The organism is Pasteurella sp. P03HT, from assembly GCF_054052285.1.
Genome location: NZ_JBSIUM010000006.1, coordinates 58664 through 75052, shown reverse-complemented (window position 1 = coordinate 75052; position 16389 = coordinate 58664). Strand labels below are relative to the sequence as shown.

Sequence of the window (16389 nt, the reverse complement as noted above, 5' to 3'; positions counted from 1 at the left end):
TGCTAAAATGTTAATTAAATTTATAATTTGACCTGTATCAATCAGCAGAGTTCTACTTATTTTGTGTTGTTTTTGATTTAAATATAAAAATGTGATCCGTGTGTCATTTTTTATATTTTTTATCCTTATGTTTAGTAGTAGAATAGATACCGAAGTTGGGTTGCCTATATAATGATGTGCTGTCCGCTGTGAAAGTGAAATCTCATTTTCGTTTTATAGTCGTGATTGTGAAGGCAATTCAAGGGGTCAACTTAGGGGATTTCTTTAAGTATTGGGGTGATTACTTTGTAATCATGTTGTGAGGACTTGTAGCATTTACAAGGAGTTGAGATGTTGGACGTTGTTGAACTCTCTCGATTGCAGTTTGCATTAACTGCGTTATATCACTTTTTGTTTGTGCCATTAACACTGGGATTATCTTTTATCCTCGTGATTATGGAAACGCTCTATGTAGCCACAGGCAAAGAAGTTTATAAAGATATGACAAAATTCTGGGGTAAGTTGTTTGGTATTAACTTTGCTCTAGGTGTAACCACTGGTATTACAATGGAATTCCAGTTCGGTACTAACTGGTCATATTATTCTCATTATGTGGGCGATATTTTTGGTGCGCCTCTTGCAATTGAAGCATTATTGGCATTCTTCTTAGAATCCACTTTTGTTGGTTTATTCTTCTTTGGATGGGATAGATTATCAAAAGCGAAACACTTATTAGCGACATACTGTGTTGCTTTCGGTTCTAACCTCTCTGCGATGTGGATCCTCGTGGCGAACGGCTGGATGCAATATCCTGTTGCTTCTGAGTTTAATTTTGAAACCATGCGAATGGAAATGACCAGCTTTATGGATTTATGGTTAAACCCAGTTGCACAAAGTAAATTCTTACATACGTTATCAGCGGGTTACGTAAGTGGCGCAATATTCGTTTTAGCGATCAGTGCCTATTATATTTTAAAAGGCCGTGATTTAGGCTTTGCAAAACGTTCATTCTCAATCGCTTCAACATTTGGTCTTATTTCAATTATCTCTGTTGTGATCATGGGGGATGAGTCTGGTTATGAAATTGGTCAAACTCAGCCAGTGAAATTAGCTGCAATGGAAGGGGAATGGCATACACAACCTGCACCAGCTGATTGGAATATGATTGTTGTGCCGAATCAAGCTGAAAAACGCAATGATTTCGCTCTCCAAATTCCTTATGCCGCAGGGATTATTGTGACGCGTTCTCTTGATAAACAATTTGCAGGTCTTGCAGATTTAGAAGCATTAAACGTAGAACGTGTACGTAATGGTATTCAAGCATACGACTTGTTACAACAATTACAAGCACAGAAAAAAGCGGGTCAAATTAACGAAGACACTAAAGCACAATTTAGTGCGGTATCTAAAGATCTTGGTTTTGGCTTATTATTAAAACGTTACACAGATAAAGTGGTTGATGCAACAGAAGAGCAAATTAAACAAGCTGCTGCAGATACAATTCCAAATGTTGGACCAACGTTCTGGTCTTTCCGCATCATGATGGCCGCAGGTGGATTATTGTTACTTCTTATTGTTGGTGCGTTTGTTCAAAATATGCGTAAAACAGTAGGAACAAAACCTTGGTTCTTAAAAGCACTTTTATGGAGTATTCCACTTCCATGGATCGCAATTGAGAGTGGTTGGTTCTTAGCTGAATATGGTCGTCAACCATGGGCAATTTATGAAGTATTACCAGTAGGTGTGGCGAATTCAGCATTAACAACAGGTGATCTTTGGTTCTCTATTGGTTTAATCTGTGCACTTTACACATTATTCCTTGTCGTTGAAATGTATTTAATGTTCAAATATGGTCGTTTAGGACCAAGTTCATTAAAAACAGGTCGCTACTATTTTGAGCAATCATCTAAATAAGCAGGAGCCTGATTATGATTGATTATGAAATTCTACGTTTTGTTTGGTGGATCTTGATCGGTGTATTGCTTATTGGTTTTGCAGTAACTGATGGTTTTGACATGGGCGTTCTTAACTTATTACCATTTGCCGGTAAAAAAGAAGTGGAAAAACGTATCATGATCAACTCAATCGCACCACACTGGGACGGTAACCAAGTCTGGTTATTAACAGCAGGCGGCGCAATGTTTGCGGCGTGGCCAATCGTTTATGCAACGTCATTCTCTGGTTTTTATATCGCGATGATTTTAGTTCTAGCTGCATTATTCTTCCGCCCTGTCGGTTTAGAATATCGCGCTAAAATTGATAATCCAACATGGCGTACATTATGGGATTGGGGATTATTTATTGGTGGTTTTGTACCTTCATTAGTTTTCGGCGTTGCATTCGGTAACTTATTACAAGGTGTGCCATTTGAGTTCAATGAATTATTACAAGTAAAATATACGGGTTCATTCTTCGCGTTATTAAACCCATTTGCATTACTGTGTGGTTTAGTGAGCTTAGCCATGTTAACGACTCAAGGTGCTGCATGGTTACAAATGAAAACAACTAATGAGCTACGTGAGCGTGCTCGTCTGATTACACAAGTCGGTGCACTTGCTACGTTAATCACTTTTGTTCTTGCAGGTGTTTGGTTGTATTTCAAAGATGGTTTTGTTGTGACTTCTGTGATCGATCATAATGCACAATCAACACCATTCGGTAAAACAGTTGCTATTGAAACAGGTGCTTGGTTCAATAACTATAAAGAGATGCCATTATTATGGATTTTCCCTTTACTTGCTGTTGGCGGTGCCCTATTAAATATTTTAGTATCGAAAGCTAATCGTTCAGGTTTCGCATTTTTATTCTCATCATTAACTATGGCTGGTGTAATTTTAACGGCTGGGGTTTCTATGTTCCCATTCGTTATGCCATCAATTACGCATCCAGAGTTAAGCTTATTAATGTGGGATTCAACATCAAGTAAATTAACATTAACATTAATGTTAGGTTTTGCTCTTGTGTTTGTCGTTATCTTACTTGCATACACAATTTGGGCATACTGGAAAATGTTTGGTAGACTTGATAGTGAATTTATTGAACAAAACAAAAACTCATTATACTAAGGAGAAATATTATGTTTTACGTTATTTGGGTATTGGGTGTTTTGTTTGCGGTAATGTTAGCTGCGATGATTACTATCAGTATTGAAAAAACTGGTAAATTTGATGAGTAATCTACATGATTAATTCTCTCTATCAAATCTTTAATAAGGGTTCGTTAAGAACCCTTTCATTTATATTAGCCATTTTCATTACATTATGTTTCTTTTTGAATATTCATGATTTTTCCACCCATTTACGTGCAGCCCCAGCAATAGTTGTACTCTTTAGCATTTGGGGGACTGGTATCTTGTGGATTCATGGGATGGGATTTGAGATTCATTCAACTTTTTGGCAATTGGTTTTTTCTCCTTTGTTTGGTTATGGTGCCGTAATTTTGGCATTTTATACTAGCTGGGTAGCCTAATTGGTTGTCTGTAAAGTAAAATATTTTATTATTGTCATTGCTTGGGACTTGCTTATCATTCACACAAGTTCTAAAATACGCCACCGATTTAGTTGGTTAAATTTTAGTAATCGAAAGGAATAGAATGATGTCAGAAAAAGTATTTAACTTTCCTGTTCGAGTCTATTATGAAGACACTGATGTAGGTGGTGTTGTTTATCACGCTCGTTATTTACATTTCTTTGAACGGGCAAGAACAGAATATTTACGCCATTTGCATTTTTCACAACATGCATTATTAAACGAACGCCAAGTGGCTTTTGTTGTCAAAACAATGAATATTGATTATCGTTTCCCTGCCAAGTTAGATGATCTTCTGCTTGTGGAAACAATGATAACTGAAGTAAAAGGAGCGTCTCTCTTTTTTACTCAGAAATTAAAGAAAAACGAACTGATTTTATGCGAGGCTACTGTCAAAGTAGCCTGTGTTGATCTTGGAAAAATGAAACCAATGCCCATTCCAACAGAAATGAAAGCCGCATTGGTGAGTTAGCTATAAACCTCTCTTGGAGTATGTAATGACTGCCGATTTGAACTTCTTAGAATTATTTCTAAAAGCGAGTATTGTTGTTCAACTTGTTATTGTAATTTTAATTATTTTTTCAATTATGTCATGGGCGATTATTATTCAACGCAGCCGAATTTTAACTAAAGCGTTGAAAGATTCTGCTGCATTTGAAGATCGTTTTTGGTCTGGTGAGGATCTAAATCGTTTATTTGAAGGACTAGAAAATCGCCGTGATGGATTAACAGGTAGTGAACAAATCTTTTATGTTGGCTTTAAAGAGTTTTCGCGATTAAAACAAGCTAACCCGAATGCGCCAGAGGCGATTATTCAAGGTAGCTCACGTGCAATGAACTTAGCAATGAATCGTGAGGTTGAAGAACTTGAAACGCGCGTACCATTTCTCGCAACAGTAGCTTCTATTAGCCCATATATTGGTTTATTTGGTACGGTGTGGGGAATTATGCATGCATTTATGGCGTTGAGTGGTGCTAAACAAGCGACATTACAGATGGTCGCACCAGGCATCGCTGAAGCACTGATTGCCACCGCTATTGGTCTATTTGCGGCTATTCCAGCGGTGATGGCGTATAACCGTTTAAGTTTACGTGTAAGTAAATTGGAACAGAATTATGGTAATTTTATTGATGAGTTCACGACTATTTTACATCGCCAAGCGTTTGGCAAGAATGGAACACATTAATTAGATTAGACTATTTTAGACAGTGCTTTGCTTAACCAAGTGCGGTCGATTTTAACAAGTTTTAGAGGTATCGATGTCTTATCGTCGTAAACGCAGAGATGTGAAATCTGAGATTAATATTGTTCCTTTTTTGGATGTATTATTAGTCCTTTTACTGATTTTCATGGCAACTGCCCCTATTATTAATCAAAGTGTGCAAGTTGAATTACCTGATGCAGTACAAAGCCAAGAGGTTTCTAATGAAGATAAGGTTCCTGTTATTTTAGAAGTATCAGGAGTCGGTCAATATACGCTATCAATTGGTGCTGAGCGTCTTGAAAATTTAACTGAAGAAATGGTAACACAGTTATCTAAACAAGAATTTGAAAAAGATAACAATACGTTATTTTTAGTAGGTGGTGCAAAGGATGTACCTTATGAAGAGGTCATTAAAGCATTAAATTTACTCCATCTTGCAGGCATTAAGTCTGTTGGATTAATGACTAACCCAATTTGATAGAATAGGGAGTATTGTGCAAACGAAGCGACAAAATACAGATATTCGTGCTGTGATGATTTCTATCATTTTGCACGCTATCTTGTTTGGCTTACTCATACTCGGCTCGTTCTATCATAAGGTCGATATCATGGGTGGTGGTGAAGGCAATGGTGAGGTGCTTGATGTCGTGATGGTCGATACAGGTTCAGCGGCACAGGAGTGGGGAAGATTACAACAGCAGAAAAAGGGGCAAACTGAGACGCAAACCCGACCTGAAGTAATAGAGGAACAACAAGAGAAATTACAACAAGAGCTTGAGCGTCAGAAAGAAATTGAATATCAAAAACAAATTGAAAAACAGCAAGCCTTAGAGAAACAAAAAGAAGCTGAGCGTTTAAAACAGTTAGCTGAACAGAAAAAACAAGAAGAAAAAGCCAAGCAAGAGGCGCTAGAAAAGCAACGTGAACTCGAGGCAAAAGCAAAAGAGGCGGCAGAAGCCGCAAAATTGAAAGCAGAAGCAGAAGCGAAACGCTTAGCTGCCTTAGCAAAACAAGCGGAAGAAGAGGCTAAAGCTAAAGCAGCGGCAGAAGCGAAAGTAAAAGCGGAGAAAGCCAAAGCTGAGGCAGAGGCGAAAGCAAAAGCAGAGAAAGCCAAAGCTGAGGCAGAAGCGAAGGCAAAAGCAGAGAAAGCCAAAGCTGAGGCAGAAGCGAAAGCAAAAGCGGAGAAAGCCAAAGCTGAGGCAGAAGCGAAAGCAAAAGCAGAAAAAGCTAAGGCAGAAGCAAAAGCTAAAGCGGAAAAAGCGAAAGCAGATGCACAACGTAAAGCGGAACAAGCTGCCTTAGATGATTTCATGAATGGCGGTGATATCGGAGGTGGTTCTGCCAGTGTTGGGGGGAATGCAAACCGTCAAGGGTCGCAAGGGACAGGCGCAGCAAGAGGTGCGGGAGATGGCGGCAAAACAGGTGATCAATATGCAGGTGTGATCAAAAAAGAAATTCAACGTCGTTTCTTAAAAGAGCCAAGTTTTGCAAATAAAGTGTGTGTGGTTGAAGTGGAGTTTTTGCGAGATGGAACGATTGCGAATTATCGACGTGTATCAGGACCTGATGATATTTGTCATGCCGCATTAAGTGCGGTTGCTCGAACAAAAAAAGTGCCACCAGCACCGACCGATGAAATTTATAATAAATACAAAAAAGTGCCAGTTGATTTTAAATTAAGATAAATTTGGTGTGTAAGTTTGTTCTTATGGTTAAGATAGGTGATTTTATGAAATTAATGATGCGTTTTATCTTATTTTTCCTTTCACTAGGCATAATAAGTGTTGCACAAGCAGAAGTAAGAATTGTAATTGATGAAGGGGTAGACAGTGCTCGCCCTATTGCTGTGGTACCGTTTAAATGGAATGGTCCTGGCACGCCGCCAGCAGATATTGCGGATATTATTGCTTCTGATTTACGTAATAGCGGAAAGTTTAATCCGATTCCAGTAAATAGAATGCCACAACAGCCTACAACTGTATCTGAGGTCAACCCAGAGGCATGGGCATCCCTTGGTATTGATGCGGTTGTAGTCGGACAAGTGACTCCAGCTAATGGAAGTTTTAATATTGCTTATCAACTTGTGGATACGATTGGTGCGACAGGCACAGCTGGCGCGATTTTAAGTCAAAATCAATATACGGTGACAACCAAATGGTTACGCTATGGTGCACACACAGTAAGTGATGAAGTATTTGAGAAATTGACTGGAATTAAAGGCGCATTTAGAACACGTATTGCTTATATCGTGCAAAAACATGGTGGTTCACAACCTTATGAAGTAAGGGTGTCAGACTATGATGGATTTAACCAATTTATTGTCAATCGCAGCGCTCAACCTTTAATGTCGCCAGCTTGGTCACATGATGGTAAAAAATTAGCTTATGTGTCTTTTGAAAATCGTAAGTCACAGTTAGTCGTGCAGGATTTAGGTTCTGGTGCACGTAAAGTGGTAGCCTCTTTTAAAGGTCATAATGGTGCACCAGCATTTTCTCCAGATGGCTCAAGATTGGCGTTCGCATCATCACAAGATGGTGTATTGAATATTTATGTAATGAATTTAGGTAGTGGACAGGTGTCGCAATTAACAAGAGGAGCAGGTAATAATACTGAACCATCTTGGTCCCCAGATGGACAAACGATCCTGTTCACATCTGATAGAAGCGGCTCTCCACAAGTTTATCAAATGAGTGCTACCGGTGGTGGTGCATCATTAGTAAGCGTGGGAGGTCGCAGTTATAGTGGGCAAATTACTGCCGATGGTAGCACTATGATCATGATTAGTGGTGATAATATTGTGAAAAAAGACTTGGCTTCTGGTTCAACAGAAGTATTAAGTTCCACTTTCTTGGATGAAAGTCCTAGTATTTCGCCAAATGGAATTATGGTCATTTACAGTTCTACCCAAGGGCTAGGAAAGGTGCTACAATTGGTATCCGCTGATGGTCGTTTTAAAGCAAGGTTACCAGGAAATGATGGACAAGTTAAATTCCCAGCTTGGTCACCATATTTAACTAAATAAAAAACTCTGAGGAGAGAAAAATGAAAAAATTAACTAAAGTATTATTAGTTGCTGGTTCTGTTGCTATGTTAGCAGCTTGTGGCTCATCTAAAAAAGATGAAAGCGCAGGTCAAATGTTCGGTGGCTATTCAGTACAAGATTTACAACAACGTTATAACACAGTTTATTTCGGTTTTGATAAATACAATATCGAAGGTGAATATGTTCAAATTTTAGATGCTCACGCAGCGTTTTTAAATGCGATGCCAGCAACTAAAGTTGTTGTTGAAGGTAATACTGATGAGCGTGGTACACCAGAGTATAACATCGCATTAGGTCAACGTCGTGCAGATGCAGTACAAAATTACTTATCTGCTAAAGGTGTTCAAGCAGGACAAGTATCAACAGTTTCTTACGGTGAAGAAAAACCAGCTGTGTTAGGTCACGATGAAGCAGCATATTCTAAAAACCGTCGTGCTGTGTTAGCATACTAATCATATTAATTTGTGAAATAAGGGTCTAATATAGACCCTTATTTTTTTACTCGTCATAAAAGCTCGCTTTATTCTGCTTATAATGACATGAAAATTTTTATTTTTGTTGGTTATTCGCACAAACGAATAAAAAAATTAAAATTTTTATTGATTCTTGAAATAAAATCAGTATTATAAGCCTCCGTTACGCAATGATATGCAGATGGGTCGTTAGCTCAGTCGGTAGAGCAGCGGACTTTTAATCCGTTGGTCGAAGGTTCGAATCCTTCACGACCCACCACTTAAAGTGCATAATCAGTCCTAGCAGTCAAATGCAAATGGGTCGTTAGCTCAGTCGGTAGAGCAGCGGACTTTTAATCCGTTGGTCGAAGGTTCGAATCCTTCACGACCCACCATCTATTGAAATATTTACACAATTTTCCGCTATACAAAGTCATTATCCTTTCCCTTACTCATATTGTTTTCTATTTATGCTTTGTTTTGGCTCGTATCAACATTATTTTTGCGATCTGTCTCGCAAAATCCGATGAGTTTACTCGGTTTGCTAAATATTTATCCGTAAATTATGTTGTAAAAAGGATAACTATGAAGAGAGGGTTTACCTTAATAGAAATGTTAATCGTGCTATTTATAGTGAGTGGTACACTATTGATTGCTTTCCCTTCTTGGAAAGAAATACAACATAAGCAACTTTTTGAGCAAGAACAAAATAGATTATTTTTGTTTTTACGCCGTGCTCAAATGCGTGTAGCACAATCACAACAAGTATGGTTATTAATCGTTAGTAAAGATCGAGTAAAACATACGTGGTGTCTTAGCGTTCAGGTCAAAACAGAAGATACGTGTGATTGTTTAGCTTCTGTACATTGTGGCCCAAAAAATACAGCTATGTTTTATTATCCTAACTCCGCATTACATAGCATGCTAATCAGTAAGCATGTTTATCCTAAAGAAACGAGTCGTTTGAATGGTATTCGTGATACGTTAGAGACAAGTTGTTTTACATTACAGGCGAGTGATTTGAAGGTGGTATTTTCGCTGTTTAATGTTGGAAGTATTAAATTAAAAAAACACCAATCGCTCAGTGCTTGTGAGACAGCAACGAGGAATTAATATGAGATATCAAGGCTATACACTGATGAGTTTGCTTTTATCTTTGTCTTTATCTTCTTTATTGCTTTTTACTTTAGTTTCTTTTTATAGCCAGAGTCAGTACCAAAATAAAACGCTCTTGTTACGCTTGCAGTTGCAGTTTGAGTTGCAGCATGTGATGCAATTAATCGTAAAAGATCTCAGAAGAGCAGGGTTTCGTGCTTTTTCGGAGAAAACTGAAAAGACGAATTTACATTTGTTTGAAGCCGATGATGGTCATAGCTTGCAGCTTTTTACATTAGGTAAACAAAATCAATTTAACTGTGCACTATTTTTCTATGACTTGGATATGAATGGATGTGTTGGAGAAAAATTTAAGGGGCGCAGTTGTGTGAGTAAGGAGCATAATAATACGCAGCATATTGAGCGAGAATTGTTTGGCTATCGTTTAAATGCAGGTATGATTGAAACACGACTCACGTATAAGAATGGGGTCAATTCTCGTTGTTCTTCATCTGAATGTTCAAGTTACTTACAAAAGCAAGCATGTGAGAAAGGCGGTTGGGTTGATTTGTTGGACAAAACGGTATACCACATTCACGCTTTGCGTTTTAATTGGCTTGCAGAAAAGCAAGGTGTTGAAGTGTATTTAGCAGGAGCGTTAAAAAGATCACCCATAGTGACTTATGAGGTATCTGCTGTGGTACCTCTGCTTAATTCAGGGGAAAAATGATAGGACAGAGAGGTGTTGTGACATTAACAACATTGTTAGTGTTGAGTAGTGTATTAACGGTTTTTCTTCTCTTTAATGAGACGTTATTGCAATTGTATTCATTACAAACTCACCAATATTCATCTTATGTAAAGCAATCTTGGTCCTTACAGCAATTGAGTCAGCTACAGAAAAACAGAGTATGTGATACGTTGCCTTTACTGTCCGATAAAAAAAGTCACCGATTTCGTTTTTCCTTTTCTGAACTTCACGAAAATAGTCAATATGTGTGGTGCTATCGTTTATTTTTATTTAAGTATCCCCCTCGTTCAGCGGTAAATGAACAAAAATTTGATCATTTTATTCATCGTCATAATATCGATACGTTTCGTCAGCAATTTCATCGTGTTGACTCAACGGCTCCTGATTTATATTGGTTGACTGCACAGAACAATACATGGGACATAGAAGGAAATAAACATGCTGTCATCATTGCCGAAGGCGATTTACATATCAGGGGGAAAGGAAAAATCATGGGGACTGTGATTACCGCAGGGACATTGACCGTCGATTCCTCAGTAAAGATAACTTATCATAAATCTACTGTTGAATATTGGCTACAACATTTGAGTCGTTGGCAAGTCATGGAGAAAAGTTGGCATGATTTTAACCCATTATAGAGGGATGACATTTTTGTCACTATTGATGGTGTTAGCGTTATTTAGCATTGTGTTTTTATCAGTAAACAAGTGGTTAGCTCATCAGCGTCATTCTGCCTTGCATATTTACCATACTTTTCAAGCGACGCAAATTGCAATTAATCAGAAACAACGGCAATTTTTAGGTTTGGCTTGCGAGGTGAAAGTTATTCAAAATGACATAACGTTTCAAGTTCAGTGTCAATCAGAAAAGGTGACGGTTCGTTCTCATTTCACAGAAATAAGTTTGTAAAAGGGTTGCGAGAGGGCATAAAGTACGGAAGAATAACGAAATTGATAACTGGATTGAAATAAGGCGTCCTGTGTTTACCATTTACTATTCAAATGATCTTGATGTACAAAAAAATATTTTATTAAGCTTAATGGAAAACAAGCTTGATGATCCATTTCAATCTGAAGTGGTTTTAGTACAAAGTCCAGGTATGGCTCAGTGGCTACAGTGGAAAATCGCGGAGCAAAAAGGGATTGCAAGTAATATTGAATTTCCAATGCCAGCGAGTTTTATTTGGCAGCAATATGCAGAAAATTTGCCGAATGTCGAATCACAGACGCACTTTAATAAAGTTTCTATGACATGGCGGTTAATGCGCTTGATTCCGACTTATTTACAACAACCTGAATTTCACGCGCTACGCTATTATTTAGCGTCTTCTGTTCAATCTGAGCAGCAAAAGCTTTATCAATTAGCTCATAAAATTGCAGATTTATTTGACCAATACTTAGTATATCGTCCTGAGTGGATTTCGTCATGGGAGGCCGATCGTGATGCAGAAGTGAGCGCATTATTTCGTTCCCCGTCTTTGTTTGCAAATGAAGCATTTTTTCAGCAACTTACTCAAGATATTCGTTGGCAAGGGATATTATGGCGTGCTTTAGTGGCGGATATCCAGTCTCATACCCATCTTGCAATGCCTATTCATCGTGCGAATTTACAAGAGCAGTTTTTAATGCATTTGCGGCAGGGGAATGGGGTGAAACTGCCCTCTCGTTTATTTGTCTTTGGGATTTCAGCATTACCAAAAGGGTATTTAGAAACACTTTATGCGATGAGCTTACATTGTGATGTGCATTTCTTTTTTACAAATGGTTGTCGCGAATACTGGGGAGATCTTATTGATACACGGTTTATTCGTAAGTTAAGTTCATTACAACGGACATCTTATTTTTCACATCGCGTTACTCCAGTATTGACCAAACAAGTCCTTGAGTCTGCTGAACAGAATAATGAACATGATGAGTTTCTCATCGGGCATCCCTTATTATCGAGTTGGGGAAAGCTTGGACGTGATTTTTTATATTTACTTACAGAATTAGAACAACGTGATAATGTACAGAGCATTGATGCGTATACGACATTATCTGAACCACATCTATTGTCACAGGTTCAATCGCGTATTCTTCATTTAAATGGGCAGCGTGCACTTAATTTTATTGAAAATGACCGCACATTGACTTTCCATTCTTGTCATAGCCCAATGCGTGAAGTTGAGGTATTACATGACTATTTACTGCATTTATTTCAACAGGATCCAGATTTAACCCCTAAAGAAATCGTTGTGATGGTCGCAGATATCGATAAATATACGCCTTATATTCAAGCAGTATTTGGTCAACAAAGCCAGAATGTACAAACGTCGATTCCGTTTTCTATTTCTGATACGACTTTATCTGAACAAGATGTGTTAATTGCAAGTTTCCTGCGTTTATTGACACTCAATGAAAATCAATTTAGCGCAGAAGAGGTTCTTACCTTATTAGATATTCCCGCGATTCGTGCCAAATTTGAAATTGAACTGGTCGATTTAGCGCAGATTCGTCATTGGGTGACGCATTCTGGTATTCGGTTTGGCTTAGATAAACAGGAAACTGGGCAAACACAGCCTAATTACAATGCTTGGCAGGCAGGATTAGAGCGTATGTTATTGGGGTATGCCATGAGAGAAGAGAATGGCATCTGGCAAGAGAGTTTGGCTTTTGATAGCAGTTACGGCTTACAGGGGGAGCTAACTGGGCGATTAGCAGAGTTTTTAGCAACTTTATCTCAATGGCATCAAGATTTGCAGCTGCCGCAGACAATTGAACAATGGCATGTGCGATTAACGGCATGTTTAACTGACTTTTTCTTCCTCGATGAAAACAATGCCTCTCTTTTACTTTATCTGCAAGAGGTGATTGGGGAGGTTATTGAGAGCATAAAAAAAACGAATTTTGAACAGGTTTTGACAAGTGAGGTATTGGCAGAAGTATTACGCTCTGCTTTAGCGGAACATCCGAATACGATGCGTTTTTTAGCTGGCAAAGTAAATTTTTGTACGTTATTACCAATGCGTTCTATTCCGTTCAAAGTAGTTTGTTTATTAGGGATGAATGATGGTGAATATCCACGTCAACAAATCCCGAATAGTTTTGATTTAATGCAATATGATCGTCGTAAAGGTGATCGCTTTCGCCGTGATGATGATTGTTATTTATTCCTTGAAGCGCTGCTTTCAGCACAAGAATATTTTTATGTCAGTTTTGTTGGGCGTTCTATTATTGATAACCAAATAAAAGAACCTTCCGTTTTAGTCAGCCAGTTATTAGATTATTTAGCGGATAAATTACCCAAAGATAACGGTATAGACTGGCGTGAAAGGTTAGTTAAGCAGCATCCCATGACGGCATTTAGCTCTGATAATTTTCAGGGGGCTTACCGCTCTTTTGCAAAACAATGGCTACCTTTAGCCGCATTGCAGAAAAGGCAAACGTATGACAACTTTGTCCAACCCATCGCGCAACCATTTTTTGATGAGGATCGTGAGATCGCTTTGTCAGACTTCATTGCATTTGTACAACATCCTGTAGCATTCTTCTTTAAACGTCGTTTAGGAGTATCTTTCACAGAACAGGAAACAAGTATCCCAGAAAGCGAAAACTTTACTTTGGATAATTTGACTCAATACCTCATTAATGAGCAATTAGTCTATTGTTCAGATGAAGAGATTGAGACATTTTTCGCTCAATTAAAAGTGAAAGGGATTTTACCACGCGGTGAATTTGCGCAAATTTATGCACAACAACAAAAAGAAAGTATTCAAGCATTAAGAAATACGATTGCAGATTACGTGTCACAAGATGAGCAAATTTTATCTGTTGATTTAGCGTTACCAACCAGTCTAGGTCATGTACGTTTAACGGGACAAATTGGACAACTTTATGATAATCGCCGTGTTAGTTGGCGAGTCGGAAGTATTAAAGATAAACACGTGATTGAAGCATGGATTTATTATTTAGTTCAATGTGTGTTGTCTGACTCAGAAGTGTGTAAACCTCCCATTTATTATGGCAAAGAAGGACAGAAAACATTTAAACCATTAGAGTCAAACCATGAACTGAGTATAAGAGAACGAGCATTTGCGCAACTCTGTGTTTATGCGGAAAGTTATGTACAGAGTTATCACGATTTACAACTTGTTCCTACGGTAAATCTTAACAGTTACTTGAAGACTATCGAAGAAGATAGTGCGGTCGATTTTCAGCGAGTTTTGGTGATGTTACATAAACTTGGGCAAACAGATGATTATGTAACAGGGGATATTTACTGGCAACGAATACTCGCACAGCAAGAATGGGATGAAACGCTATTAAATGAGATTAATGAACGAACAAGAGCGTGGTTCAAGTTGATGATTACACAGCTTTCCTCGTAGTACGTTTTCTCTACTACAATGGACTAAAGATAATGAGCCATGACAATAGCATGCTCGCGTGTACCATCAGGCAAGGGATAATAGTTTTTACGTATGTCTACCTCATTAAATCCAAGCTGTTGATATAATTTATATGCGGCAGTATTGGATGCTCTCACTTCTAACCATAAGGTGATTATCCCTTGTTCTTTTAATTGATTTATTAATGCATTCAGTAAATATTTACCAAAACCTTGCCCTTGGAAATGCGGATCCACGGCGAGATTAAATAAGGTAGCCTCATCTAAAACTGTGTGACAAATGGCAAATGCAACGGGGCGTTGTTGGTGAACTAATTTAAGATTAAGATAGCGCTCACCTTGATTATTTAAGAAAGTGCCTCTTGACCAAGGGATCACATGAGCGGCTTGTTCGATAGCGAAAAGCGATTCAAAATCGGATTCAGTAATTGGACTGACTTGCATAATTGCTCGCTTGGATTTGTTGCCAAAGTTGGCGTTTGGCATGGTGATTTTGTTTAAATTGAGACCAATCTGGTGATTGCCAAATTGCCTCAGCAGACTGGCATAAAGGGAGTGTGTGCTCAATGATTTCTGTTTGATTACTCAGTAGCCAATAATACAGGGGATGTGTGATATTCAGATGTGCAGTTTGTTGAAAATTGATCAATAAATAATGTTGTTCTTCTAGCATTAAACTACGTAACACATCTTGGAGCAATGTATCTTGTTTGATTGCTGAGTCTGTGATGATGATGAGACGAATAGGGGCAGCAACATGGATGTTGACCACGCCTTTTAAACGTTCGGGGTGACGCAACTGCCACTGTGTCATGCCCATTTCTTGTAATAGAAGATCTCGTCTATTCATGCTATTTCTTCATTGCGATAGGATTTTCCTTTATAATGTTTTTAATTTTAACGAATAACGGACAGGATTAACAGCGTGATTTCTCTTGAAAGCCAAGTGCTACAACGCCATCTCTCATTTTTTGATAATAAGTCAGTGCTTTTTGCGGGAGGAATCCGTGATGATTTTCCATCGCAGATCCCTGCCAAGTCAGTACAAGTATGGAGTGCGTATTTTGACTATGCACAAAATAAACATGGCGTTGACTTTGGTATAGAAGCGAAGAAAAATGCAGAATTGCTCGTTTTTTATTGGACTAAAAATAAACAAGAAGTACAGTTTCAATTAATGCAGCTACTGGCGAATGCTCCAATTGAGCAAGAAGTACTGATCATCGGTGAAAATCGTTGTGGCGTACGTTCTGTAGAAAACATGTTGTCGCCTTATGGTGATATTGCAAAAATTGATTCTGCTCGTCGTTGTGGGTTATATCATTTTTGTTTAAAAAAACAACCGCACTTTTCGTTAGATTCCTATTGGAAAACTTACGTGCACCCTCAGTTAAATGGATTAAAAATTTATAGTTTGCCTGGTGTATTTAGTGCACAGGAATTGGATGTTGGGACAGACCTGTTACTTTCTACGCTTGATCAAACTCTTCGCGGTAAGGTGTTAGATATTGGTTGTGGGGCTGGAGTGATTGGCGCTTATATTAAGCAACAGTCACCTAACGTGACATTAACGATGAGCGATATTCATGCCATGGCGTTAGCCTCAGCACAGCGCACGTTAGATGAAAATCAATTAACTGGTGAGGTTGTTGCAAGTGATGTGTTTTCGCATATTGAAGGGAAATTCGATTTGATCATTTCAAATCCTCCTTTTCATGATGGAATTGATACCGCTTATCGTGCAGTTGAGGCGTTAATTCGTCAGGCAAAATGGCACTTAGTGCAAGGCGGAGAGCTGCGTATTGTAGCAAATGCATTTTTGCCTTATCCTGATTTATTGGATCGCCATTTCGGCTCACATCAGGTATTAGCGAAGACGAATAAATTTAAAGTGTATTCTGTCAGCGTATAATCCTGATTTCTGCAAAGCGAATAAAAAAGGCAGAATAT

Annotated in this window: 18 protein-coding genes and 2 tRNA genes; 18 read left to right on the top strand and 2 right to left on the bottom strand. The window is 38.4% G+C overall.

Annotation, left to right across the window (positions count from 1 at the left end; all coding sequences use genetic code 11):
• Window positions 1-330: 330 nt before the first annotated feature.
• The 17 genes from ACWIT3_RS06405 (at window position 331) to recC (ending at window position 14419) form a co-directional block, all read left to right on the top strand.
• Window positions 331-1893: a cytochrome ubiquinol oxidase subunit I gene (locus ACWIT3_RS06405; RefSeq protein WP_457161932.1), complete on the top strand. Its 1563-nt coding sequence runs from the start codon at window positions 331-333 to the stop codon at window positions 1891-1893.
• A 14-nt stretch (window positions 1894-1907) separates the two neighbouring features.
• On the top strand, window positions 1908-3044 hold the full coding sequence (cydB, locus tag ACWIT3_RS06400) for a cytochrome d ubiquinol oxidase subunit II (RefSeq protein ID WP_457161931.1): 1137 nt from the start codon (window positions 1908-1910) through the stop codon (window positions 3042-3044).
• A gap of 11 nt (window positions 3045-3055) precedes the next feature.
• Window positions 3056-3154: a cytochrome bd oxidase small subunit, CydX/CbdX family gene (locus tag ACWIT3_RS06395; protein WP_155392676.1), complete on the top strand. Its 99-nt coding sequence runs from the start codon at window positions 3056-3058 to the stop codon at window positions 3152-3154.
• A 5-nt stretch (window positions 3155-3159) separates the two neighbouring features.
• Window positions 3160-3447: a cyd operon protein YbgE gene (gene ybgE, locus ACWIT3_RS06390; protein ID WP_457161930.1), complete on the top strand. Its 288-nt coding sequence runs from the start codon at window positions 3160-3162 to the stop codon at window positions 3445-3447.
• Window positions 3448-3574: 127 nt separating this feature from the next.
• Window positions 3575-3979 carry a tol-pal system-associated acyl-CoA thioesterase gene (gene ybgC, locus ACWIT3_RS06385; protein WP_457162016.1) on the top strand — a complete coding sequence of 135 codons (405 nt, stop codon included), beginning with the start codon at window positions 3575-3577 and terminating at the stop codon, window positions 3977-3979.
• A 25-nt stretch (window positions 3980-4004) separates the two neighbouring features.
• Complete coding sequence (gene tolQ, locus ACWIT3_RS06380; protein WP_457161929.1) at window positions 4005-4694, top strand: protein TolQ; 690 nt, start codon at window positions 4005-4007, stop codon at window positions 4692-4694.
• 73 nt (window positions 4695-4767) lie between these two features.
• Window positions 4768-5190 (top strand): colicin uptake protein TolR, encoded by a 423-nt coding sequence (tolR, locus tag ACWIT3_RS06375; protein WP_046338824.1) that lies wholly within the window; start codon window positions 4768-4770, stop codon window positions 5188-5190.
• A gap of 16 nt (window positions 5191-5206) precedes the next feature.
• On the top strand, window positions 5207-6397 hold the full coding sequence (tolA, locus tag ACWIT3_RS06370; RefSeq protein ID WP_457161928.1) for a cell envelope integrity protein TolA: 1191 nt from the start codon (window positions 5207-5209) through the stop codon (window positions 6395-6397).
• A gap of 44 nt (window positions 6398-6441) precedes the next feature.
• Window positions 6442-7734, top strand: a complete 1293-nt coding sequence (tolB, locus tag ACWIT3_RS06365; protein WP_457161927.1) for a Tol-Pal system beta propeller repeat protein TolB — start codon at window positions 6442-6444, stop codon at window positions 7732-7734.
• 20 nt (window positions 7735-7754) lie between these two features.
• Entirely contained in the window at window positions 7755-8207 is a 453-nt protein-coding gene (gene pal / locus ACWIT3_RS06360; RefSeq protein ID WP_457161926.1) for a peptidoglycan-associated lipoprotein Pal, read from the top strand.
• 204 nt (window positions 8208-8411) lie between these two features.
• Window positions 8412-8487: transfer RNA gene (locus ACWIT3_RS06355), tRNA-Lys, on the top strand.
• Between the two features lie 39 nt (window positions 8488-8526).
• Window positions 8527-8602, top strand: a tRNA-Lys gene (locus tag ACWIT3_RS06350).
• Between the two features lie 190 nt (window positions 8603-8792).
• Window positions 8793-9320, top strand: a complete 528-nt coding sequence (locus tag ACWIT3_RS06345; protein ID WP_457161925.1) for a pilus assembly FimT family protein — start codon at window positions 8793-8795, stop codon at window positions 9318-9320.
• 1 nt (window position 9321) lies between these two features.
• Complete coding sequence (locus ACWIT3_RS06340) at window positions 9322-10032, top strand: hypothetical protein (RefSeq protein WP_457161924.1); 711 nt, start codon at window positions 9322-9324, stop codon at window positions 10030-10032.
• A complete protein-coding gene (locus tag ACWIT3_RS06335) occupies window positions 10029-10691 on the top strand; it encodes a DUF2572 family protein (RefSeq protein WP_457161923.1) in 663 nt (220 codons plus the stop codon). The genes ACWIT3_RS06340 and ACWIT3_RS06335 overlap by 4 nt, the downstream gene beginning before the upstream one ends.
• Window positions 10672-10962, top strand: coding sequence for a DUF5374 domain-containing protein (locus ACWIT3_RS06330; protein ID WP_457161922.1), 291 nt, complete (start codon window positions 10672-10674; stop codon window positions 10960-10962). Before ACWIT3_RS06335 ends, ACWIT3_RS06330 begins: the two co-directional genes overlap by 20 nt.
• A 70-nt stretch (window positions 10963-11032) precedes the next feature.
• Complete coding sequence (gene recC / locus ACWIT3_RS06325; protein WP_457161921.1) at window positions 11033-14419, top strand: exodeoxyribonuclease V subunit gamma; 3387 nt, start codon at window positions 11033-11035, stop codon at window positions 14417-14419.
• A gap of 23 nt (window positions 14420-14442) precedes the next feature.
• Here the strand turns inward: recC and rimI are convergent, their stop codons facing one another.
• Window positions 14443-14883, bottom strand: a complete 441-nt coding sequence (gene rimI, locus ACWIT3_RS06320) for a ribosomal protein S18-alanine N-acetyltransferase (RefSeq protein WP_457161920.1) — start codon at window positions 14881-14883, stop codon at window positions 14443-14445.
• Window positions 14861-15289 carry a DNA polymerase III subunit psi gene (locus tag ACWIT3_RS06315; protein ID WP_457161919.1) on the bottom strand — a complete coding sequence of 143 codons (429 nt, stop codon included), beginning with the start codon at window positions 15287-15289 and terminating at the stop codon, window positions 14861-14863. Before ACWIT3_RS06315 ends, rimI begins: the two co-directional genes overlap by 23 nt.
• A 75-nt stretch (window positions 15290-15364) precedes the next feature.
• On the opposite strand from ACWIT3_RS06315, the gene rsmC reads away from it, so the two are divergent.
• Window positions 15365-16351 carry a 16S rRNA (guanine(1207)-N(2))-methyltransferase RsmC gene (gene rsmC, locus ACWIT3_RS06310; RefSeq protein WP_457161918.1) on the top strand — a complete coding sequence of 329 codons (987 nt, stop codon included), beginning with the start codon at window positions 15365-15367 and terminating at the stop codon, window positions 16349-16351.
• The last annotated feature ends 38 nt before the right edge of the window (window positions 16352-16389 follow it).